Below are 8800 nucleotides of genomic sequence, written 5' to 3'. Positions count from 1 at the left end.
TCCCGCCCACCCCATACATTCCGACTCGCCTACTGGAAAAGCAGTGGGTCAGCCGCCGTCCAGGCATGCCGAAAAACGCCCAGCTTCCCTGAGATAAAGCTGTGCCTTAATGATTTGCGTTTCGAGGGCTGCTCGTAGCGCCCAGAAACACTTCACAAGGGACCGCTGTTGCTCGGCCGGCCGAAACGGCCGGCCGAGCAAGAGGGCCTCAGTTCCCCATGGCCTCGATCAGGCTCTTGGGCCGCATGTCGGTCCATGACTTCTCGATGTAGTCGAGGCAGTCCTGACGCGCCGCCTCACCGAAAACCGTCTTCCAGCCGTCGGGCACGTCGACGAAGACCGGCCAGAGCGAGTGCTGTCCCTCGTCGTTGACCAGGACCAGGTAGTTGGCATCGGGGTCGTCGAACGGATTAGTCACCACGCCGTCCCTTCTGGGGTGAATGAAATCGGGCAGCCATGGGCAGCCCTGGATCACTATCCGCCAGGCCCTCATGGCTAATCAATCCTCGACGATCACCGGCGATGTTCAACTGCGCTGTCGCACCAGTTAAACGATGCTCCGTCCCTCGCCGCAGCGCCGTCACAGACTTGACCGGCGGCGACCTGGGCCCATCATTGACAAGCCAACTGCGCTCAACTTAGCGTCAGGGCCCACTGGTTGATTAGTTCAGCGCCACGGGTCACTCGCGACTGAGGATGTGCGGCTACTCGGAAGTGGATCTGGAGACGGAATGAACCAGCCCGACGTAACTGCGGTTATGGAAGACCGCTACCGCCCCGTTCTGGCGAACCAGGCCCACAGTGAGACCCTGCGTGACATTTACCGTGGCGTCTACGGGGCCGAATACCCTGAAGAAGTCGAGCCGTTCGGATTTGTGACGATGAGCGACCTTCGATTCCTGGCCGATGCTCTGGGCGAACACAACGTACAGCGTCTGGTCGACATCGGGTGCGGACGCGGAGGACCGGGGCTCTGGGTGGCCCGTGAAGCGGACGCCACTCTGCACGGAGTCGACATCGTGGCCGAAGCTGTCTCCCAGGCGGAGAAGCTCGCGGCGAGGATGGAGAAATCTCCCGAAGCCACGTTCCATACGGCGAGCGCCATCGATACGGGGCTGCCCGACGCCGCTTTCGACGGAGCGATGAGCGTCGACGCGCTGTGGATGGTCATGAACAAGATGGCGGCTTTCGAAGAGCTGGCTCGTATCCTTCAGCCAGGCAGCCCTCTCGTCTTCACCACGTGGGCGCCTTCCCATTTCGACTACACATGGTTTCTGGAGCCGGCGGGATTCTCGGGAATCGAGACACACGAAATCGCCGGGTCAGCCGACCGACAGGTCGCCGTGTACGAGCGGATCCTTCAGGAACGGGCCGCTCTCACAAGGGAGATGGGAGCCGCCGCTGCCGATGTCCTGCTGCATGAGGCGACGGAAGCCAGCAACCTTCTCTCCAGCGTGCCTCGCGTCATGGTGCAGGCGGTCAGGATCTGAGTCCGGGTTGGTTCGCGCCCGGCTTCACCAGCCCGAACTCGTAGGCCACCACTACCGCCTGGACGCGATCGCGCAGGCCGAGCTTGGCGAGGATGCGACTGACGTGGGTTTTGACGGTTGTCTCCGACAGGCGCAGGTGGGCGGCGAGTTCGGCGTTGCTCAGGCCTTGCGCCACCAGAATCATCACTTCCCGCTCGCGCGGAGTCAGAGCGGCCAGCTCGGCGTTCAGAGCCATCGGCTCGGGTTCGGTCTCCGTGTCACGACGGACGGCGTGCCGCTCGACGAGGCGGCGGGTGATGGCCGGTGAGAGCAGTGCGTCGCCTGAGCGGACCATCCGGACGGCAGCGACCAGGTGTTCCGGCGTGACGTCCTTGAGGAGAAAGCCACTGGCGCCGGCGGACAGGGCCGCGTACACGAAGTCGTCCAAGTCGAACGTGGTCAGGATGATCACGCGCGGTTCATGGGCGTACGGCTCCTCCCCTGCGGGCTGAGGATCCGGAGCCGAGCCACGGGACAGAATGCGACGAGTGGCTTCAAGGCCGTCCATCTCCGGCATCCGGATGTCCATCAGGACCACATCGGGGCGTGTGCGCCCGACCGCCTCCACGGCGTCCCTACCGTTGCGCGCTTCAGCGACCACGTCGATGCCGTCGGCACTCAGGATCATCCTGAAGCCGGTACGGACAAGTGCCTGGTCGTCGGCGACCACAACGTGCAGGGGCCGGGTCACGCTGCCTCCAGAGGGATCGATGCTCGGATGCGATAGCCGCCGGAGTGCGGCCCGGCATGCAGTGTTCCACCGTAGACGGAAACGCGTTCACGCAGGCCGATCAGGCCGTGCCCGTTGCCGGTGGCGGCGGACGCACTCGGGCTGCCGCCGGAGTCGGTGATCTCCACCCGCAGAAGGCCTTCGCCGTATTCGACGAGGACCTTCACGCTCGCTCCGGTCGCGTGCTTCACGGCGTTGGTCAGGGCCTCTTGCACGACACGATATGCGGCGAGGCCGATCCCCGGCGGCACCGGACGCGGCGCTCCGCCCACGGTCAGCTCGACGGACAGGCCGGAGCTCCTGACCCTTCCGATCAGCGCCTCCACCTGGTCCAGGCTCGGCTGCGGGGCGAGGCCGGCACCAGCACCGGCAGCCGGATCAGTGGTGCCGTTCCCATCATCGGCCGCCATCGTGAGCAGCCCCATGGCATGTCGCAGTTCCACCATGGCCGACCGTCCGCCTGCCTCGACGGCGAGCAGCGCCTCGCGGGTCTGGTCGGGTGCGACGTCCAGGACCTTCCGTGCGGCCCCGGCCTGGATCACCATCATGCTGACGTGATGCGTGACGACGTCATGCAACTCGCGGGCGATCCGAGCCCGCTCGCGCTCTGCCGCGCGACGTAGTTCCTCCACCCGCTCGCTCTCCAGTGCGGCCATCTGAGCCTGCCGCTCGTCGGCCCGAAGCCTCCACATCCGCAGACCGTTGGCCGCCACCGCAAGCGGGATCAGGACAAGCAGAGGTACGTATTCGTTCGGGACGGTGGGCAGCGCCGAATCCCCGGTCGTGATGAGCACAAGGATTTCCACTGGCACAGACATCAGCGCCAGTGCCCGGTAGGGGCTAAAAGCGACTGCGCTGTACGTGGCGACGACAAAGGCATAGAAGAGGAGCCGTGCCTCGCTGTCCGGCGCCACCAGCCCCGCTCCCATCACGACCCAGAGCACGGCCAGTGGATAGCGCCGCCGAAGCGCCAGCGGCAGTGTCGCCAGGATCGCCGGGGCCACCGCACCGAGCCAGCTGCTGGCTCCCTCAGGGCGCATGCGACGCACACCATCGATGAGCTGGTAGCTCTGGCCCACTCCGACGCTCAACGCATAGTTGACCCCTGCGACGCAGAAGGCCAACGCGAGCACGGCATCGAACACTCGGCTGCGGTTGCTGGGCCGGGGCAGCGGACCGCTCGGGCGCATCAGCGCCGCGGACCCGTCACGCAACCGGTCGGCCACTGACACGTTCATCACCGGCTCAGTCTCACCGACGGCCGGGGGTCACGGCGTCCTCCTTACTACCCCTCTGCGACACGGTCGCGTACTTCTCTCGTCTACTTCCCAGGAATGACACGGCGGCACCAGAGCCGGTCCCACTACGAGGCCACCACAGGTGCCGAAGAGAATCGAGTGCCGCATCGACGGTGCGCAGCAAGGAGTGCGCACCTGTGCCGTACCGCGACCACAGGTGTTCACCGGAATTGAGGGCCTCGCCGTGCGCTGAGCGGTCGGGTACGTTCGAATGGTGAGGCACCCATACATACGCAGGACGCATCTCACGCTGCCCGAGGGCGTGTTGACAATCACGTCGGACGCGAGGGCCCTGGAGGCCGCAACCCGGATGTTCTTCCAGGCTGCACCTCGCTTCAGGCGACGGCTGGACGCTGACAGCGGCAGCACGCCGCGTAACGCCCTCAGCTCCCTCTACTCCCTGTTCAACATATACCGGGACCAAGCGATGGCCGATCCGCCGCCCCCGGCTCTCGGCGGTCCGCTCGTCGCGCCCGTCCACTTGCTGGCCCTGAGAATCCTCACCCGCGGTCTTCGCCTGTTCCTGACCGTCTGGCATCCGCGCCTGGCCGCGTACGAGCGTGCGCACCCCGGCGATGCTCCGGCGGAGTGGGAGGAGTACGCAGCGTTCGCGGAGGCCCTGGATGAGCTACGCCGCTCCGTACACCCGTACGTCGACGCACTCGGCCGGGTCGCAGAGCTCCTGGACCCGGGGCTTCACCTGCGGCGTTTCGGGGTGTGCTGAGCAGGCCGCGGAGAACTTCCCCAGTCGGCGCGGTGTGTTCCGCATGCAAGAGGTCGGGCAGGATGCCCCTTGTCATGGCGTACGAGAAGCAGGTCGGAGCGAAGGTGGAAGGACGGCTGTGGCCCCACCGGCTGGCGGTCGGTGACCGGGTCCGCCGGGACGGTGCCGCGTACACAATCACGTCGGTACGCGGTCGGCAAATCGCCCTCACGGACAACGCTGACCGTGCGCGCGAAGAGGACGTACTGGAACTGTTGTTCGCCCCTGATTTCGCCATGCTCGAATCCTGTGCCGGTTCCGAGCGCGTGGCATGGGACCTCGACGCCGATGGCGCGAGGATGGGCCGGGGGCTGTGGTGGGAGTCGCACATCGTCGAAGTGCTCACTGGGCTACCGGCGGATGCCGCGCCCGGGGCGCGGCCGCGCCCTGGCTTCGACCCCGTGTCCCATTCCCTGGCTGAGCGGGAGCAGGCCAAGGCCAGGGAGCTGGCGGGCATGGGTGTTCCCGGGGCGTCGGCCCGTACCGTGCGGCGCAAGCGGCAGCGCTACCAGGCCCAGGGGGTGGGCGGCTTGGCGGACGGCCGGGCCGGGCGGCGGGAGGCGCCCGGGGCCAGGCTCGATCCGCGGATCGTTGAGGCCGTGCGGGACATCGTGCTGACGCCCGCCGCGGGTCGACTGCCGGGCAGCGAGCGGGTGCGGGCAGAAGTCCTGCGGCGGCTTGCGGAGCCGCTCGGCCGCGGCGAGTTGTCCGCGCCCTCCTGCTCGGCGATCCACCGGTTGCGCACCGAGTTGACGCGTGAACCGTCCGCGCCCGAGGCCGGGAGCAACAGCGCTTCGGAGGTGGGGGAACGTGTGTATCTGAATACGGTGCACCTGCCCGTGCCGGCCCATGACGGGCACGGGTCTCACGGCGGCCTAGGGATCCTGTTCGCCATGGACGAGGCGACGCGGCTCATCCTGACGGCCGTGGTGTTCGCCGACAAGCCCGTTCCGCCCGTGGGACCGGCCCTGCTGGCCCGGATGGGTGTTCCCCAAGACCAGCACCACCGATGGGTCGGCCTGGACAGCTGCGATCGCAGCCGAGGAGCGGGAGACGCGCCCGGTAGTGGGCCGGGCGAGAGTGCGCCGCTGATCCGCCCGTCCGCTCTCGTGGTCGACAGCACTGCCTGGCCAGGCTTGGCTGTGCTGCGCGATTGCTGTGGCCGTCTGGGGATCAACGTACGACAAACGAGCCGGGCGCTGCCGGAACGCCGCGGCGTGGAACGTTCCCTGGCGAGGGCCGCATCGCTGTTCACGGACCATCTACTGACGTTCGCCTCCCGCGCTTCGGGAACGTCCAGTTGGCCGGCGGAGGAGGTTCAGGAACTGCTGGACGCCTGGGTCGCGCGGGTATGGCCGTATGCCGACGATCCCATCGCCGCGTCGTGCCCGGATGCGCACCGGACACCAATGGGACGGTACGAGTACCTGGTGGCTGCCGCGCATTGGACTCCAACCCCTTTCACTCCACGGGAGTTTGCCGAACTGCTCGAAGTGGCCACCCGAGTCGTCGGGCCGTCCGGTGTACATCTGGCGGGCCGGACCTATGACGCTCCGGCCCTGAATCCGCTGCGTTCTACGCGGCCCGCGGATGCCACGGCCGGGCGGCGCGTTTCGGTACGCTGGGATCCGAACGACCTGCGCCGCGTGTGGGTGGAGGGCCCGGACGGTCGGTGGCTGGAAGCCCCGCGGGTGCCCAGGCCGTCAAGTGTGCTGCGAGACGCGCTTGGGCACAGTGGGCGGCAGGAGGTTGTTGCGTATGTCGAGCGGTCGGCGTCTCCCACATCCGGTCGCCCGTCATTCCTCCGGACGATCACGGTCGAGGACGCGGCGGAAGCCTCACCCTCGCCTCGGATCGGCAGCGACGCTGTCACCCAGTCCGACGCCGCGCGCATCACCTATCACGCTCAACTCCCATTGGAGGTTCCGGCCGTCGGCGCCGCCGTGCGACGGATCGGCGAGGCCGTACTCCTCAACCGCACCTCCCTGAGCAGTCGCCACGGAGTCCTGCTGCACGGCCCGAGCGGCAGCGGCAAGACTGTCGCCCTGCAGTGGGCCGCCAGCTACCACCTCCAGTCCCGGCGCGCGCAGTACCCGCCCGACGAGGGCCGACGTCCTGCGATCCACGTCCGACTGGCTCCTGCCACCTCACCTCGTCAGCTTCTGACGGAGCTAGCCCGCTCTCTGAGTACTCCGCTGCGCGGTACGCCCACGACGAGCGACCTCGCACACCATGTCAGCCACGCACTGGAGGAAGCCCGCACCAGCCTCATCCTCATCGACGAGGCCCACCACCTGCACGGTCCTGGCTGGTCCAGGGCCGCGGTCGCCAGCACCCTGGACTTCTTGTGCGACACGACGCCAGCCACTTTCGTCTACGCGGCTCTCGACGCGCCGGACCTGCTGACCTCGTCCCTGACCAGCGTCCCGCACCGCCGCCTACTGTCAGTGGTGCTGGCCGATCTTCCCGAGGACGAGAGCTGGACACAACTCCTGCTCAACGCCGAACAAGCCCTGCAGCTGAGCGCGCATCCGCCTGGCACGCTGTCGGCCCTATCCCGCACCCTGCACCGGCGAACGGGCGGCAATGTGGGCCGGCTGGCCTACCTCCTCCGTGCTGCGGCGGTGCGCGCCATCCAGGACGGCACGGAGGAGCTGACCGGCAGGCTGCTGTCCGAGCTGCCGGTGCCCGGCAGCGGATTTGAACTGCGCGCTACAGCTAAGGGCTTGCCGGGAATCAACACGTCGGTTTGATCTTGTTTTTGTCGAGGTCGAGGAATCTCGCGATGTCAGTCGGTGTGCGAAAGCGAGCGGTCGAGGCAGGGATGTGAATTCCGTGGGCTTCCAGGAGTGGGCGGACGTCTTTCGCCGCGCGGCTGATGGTCATGGCGGTGGTGTTGAAGAGCTGGCCCAGGAGGTCCATGGTCGCGAGTTTTCGCAGGTGGAGCACGGTGGCCAGGACCCGGTCGGCTGAGGTGAGCTTGGGTTTGGCTCCTGTGCCAGGGGCCACCAGGCGTTCGTGGCCTCTGCGGGTGCGGAGCACTTGCTCGCGTTGAATCTCCATCGCTGGAGTCAGCACGTCGATGAGTTCGTTGAGCTGCCGGCGGGTCATCCCGGTCAGTTCCGGGTCCTGTAACGAACGCTGCGTGAGGCGGGCCGGTCCGTCCGCCAGGGCCTCGTCCTGTGTGCTGGTGGTGGTCGTCGTGTCCTTCGGGCGCTGGGGGTGGAGGGTGTAGTTCCAGTCGCCGTGGAAGCGGTGGCGGGTGATGGGCAGGGCGGCGATCTCGTCGTCGCTGACGCGGATGCCGGTGGGGTACTCACCGCTGTCGAGTTCGGCCTGGACGGTGAGGCCGGTGCGGCTGGTGGTCGCAGCGATGGTCTGGAGCATGACTTCATGGCTGGTCAGGGGCCTGCCTCTCCAGTTCATGGTGATGTGGGAGAACAGTCGGTGCTCGATCTTGTTCCACTTCGAGGTGCCGGGCGGCAGGTGACACACCGTGATCTCAAGGCCGGTCTCGGCGGCGAGATCGGCGAGCTGGGTCTTCCAGCCCCGGGTGCGGTAGCCGTTGGAGCCGCCACCGTCAGCGGTGATCAGCAGCCGGCGGGCGCCGGGATAGTCGTGCCGGCCGACCGCCTGCCACCAGCGCCGGATCGAGGCGACGGCGAACGCCGCCGTGTCGTGGTCGGTGCCGATGCTGACCCAGCCGGTGTTCGCCGCCACGTCGTAGATTCCGTACGGAATGGCCTTCTCGGCCTGTCCGGGGAAGTCGTGCGTCTTGACCCTCACGGGACGGCCTGCCGGCTGCCACTCGTGCCCGGCGTTCCTGTAGTCGCCGATCAGCTCCTTCTTCTTGCTGTCCACGCTGATCACCGGGTCACCGGCGTCCCGGTGGCCTCGTGCCTGCTCGTTGAGGTAGCGGAACTGGGCATCCCTGTCGGGGTGCTGGGCACCTTCGATGGTCTTGGCGTTGGCCTGCAGGCTGAAGCCTTCCTCCCGCAGCAGGCCGGCGACGGTATCGGCGGAGACCCGGTGCCCCTGGCGGGTGAGCTCCGCCGCCAGCTTCCGGGTCGACTTCGTCGTCCAGCGCAGCGGCGACATCGGGTCGCCCCGCTCGTCGGGCTCGACCAGCGCCAGCAGTGCCGGCCGCAGCCCAGAGTCCAGCTCGGCCGCCTTCTTCCGCCCTCCGCCGGGATGGCGCACCCGCCCCAACGGGGCCTGACCGGAGTCCAGTTCAGCCGCCCCACGCGAGACCGTGGCCTCCCGGACCCCGGCCGCAGCGGCGACGATCCTGATCCCACCATGCCCCAGCGACAGTGCTTCCGCCCCTATGGCCAGCCGACGCTGACGCTCGTCCAGATGCGGCAACAGCACCTGGAACTTCGCCGCCAGAACGGACTCGATCCCCTCCGGTCTCCCCATACCAGACCAACGAGCCCCACAGCTGGAAGCCACGACTTGTTTCCCGGCAAGCCCTAACTGA

At 67.6% G+C, this 8800-nt stretch carries 7 protein-coding genes; 3 read left to right on the top strand and 4 right to left on the bottom strand.

The genetic code is table 11. The annotated features are described in order from the left end of the window. Positions 1-208: 208 nt before the first annotated feature. Positions 209-418, bottom strand: a complete 210-nt coding sequence (locus OG322_RS21625) for an MbtH family protein (RefSeq protein ID WP_323179822.1) — start codon at positions 416-418, stop codon at positions 209-211. Positions 419-731: 313 nt separating this feature from the next. Between OG322_RS21625 and OG322_RS21620 the strand changes: the two genes are divergently transcribed. Beyond that, positions 732-1490, top strand: a complete 759-nt coding sequence (locus OG322_RS21620) for a class I SAM-dependent methyltransferase (protein WP_266411755.1) — start codon at positions 732-734, stop codon at positions 1488-1490. Here OG322_RS21620 and OG322_RS21615 read toward each other — a convergent pair. After that, complete coding sequence (locus OG322_RS21615; RefSeq protein ID WP_266411754.1) at positions 1480-2220, bottom strand: response regulator; 741 nt, start codon at positions 2218-2220, stop codon at positions 1480-1482. The genes OG322_RS21620 and OG322_RS21615 overlap by 11 nt on opposite strands. Continuing rightward, positions 2217-3497 (bottom strand): sensor histidine kinase, encoded by a 1281-nt coding sequence (locus OG322_RS21610; RefSeq protein WP_266411752.1) that lies wholly within the window; start codon positions 3495-3497, stop codon positions 2217-2219. The genes OG322_RS21615 and OG322_RS21610 overlap by 4 nt, the downstream gene beginning before the upstream one ends. Before the next feature lie 322 nt (positions 3498-3819). Between OG322_RS21610 and OG322_RS21605 the strand changes: the two genes are divergently transcribed. Then, positions 3820-4281: a hypothetical protein gene (locus OG322_RS21605; protein ID WP_266411751.1), complete on the top strand. Its 462-nt coding sequence runs from the start codon at positions 3820-3822 to the stop codon at positions 4279-4281. Positions 4282-4355: 74 nt separating this feature from the next. Next, positions 4356-7073 (top strand): AAA family ATPase, encoded by a 2718-nt coding sequence (locus OG322_RS21600; protein ID WP_266411750.1) that lies wholly within the window; start codon positions 4356-4358, stop codon positions 7071-7073. Here the strand turns inward: OG322_RS21600 and OG322_RS21595 are convergent. Then, positions 7057-8739, bottom strand: coding sequence for an ISAzo13 family transposase (locus OG322_RS21595; RefSeq protein WP_266411580.1), 1683 nt, complete (start codon positions 8737-8739; stop codon positions 7057-7059). The two genes, OG322_RS21600 and OG322_RS21595, sit on opposite strands and share 17 nt — an antisense overlap. Between the last annotated feature and the right edge of the window lie 61 nt (positions 8740-8800).

It is taken from the genome of Streptomyces sp. NBC_01260 (assembly GCF_036226405.1).
In the GTDB taxonomy this organism is placed as follows: domain Bacteria; phylum Actinomycetota; class Actinomycetes; order Streptomycetales; family Streptomycetaceae; genus Streptomyces; species Streptomyces laculatispora.
The sequence above is the reverse complement of the archived record's forward strand: the minus strand, read 5'-3'. Positions and strand labels throughout refer to the sequence as shown.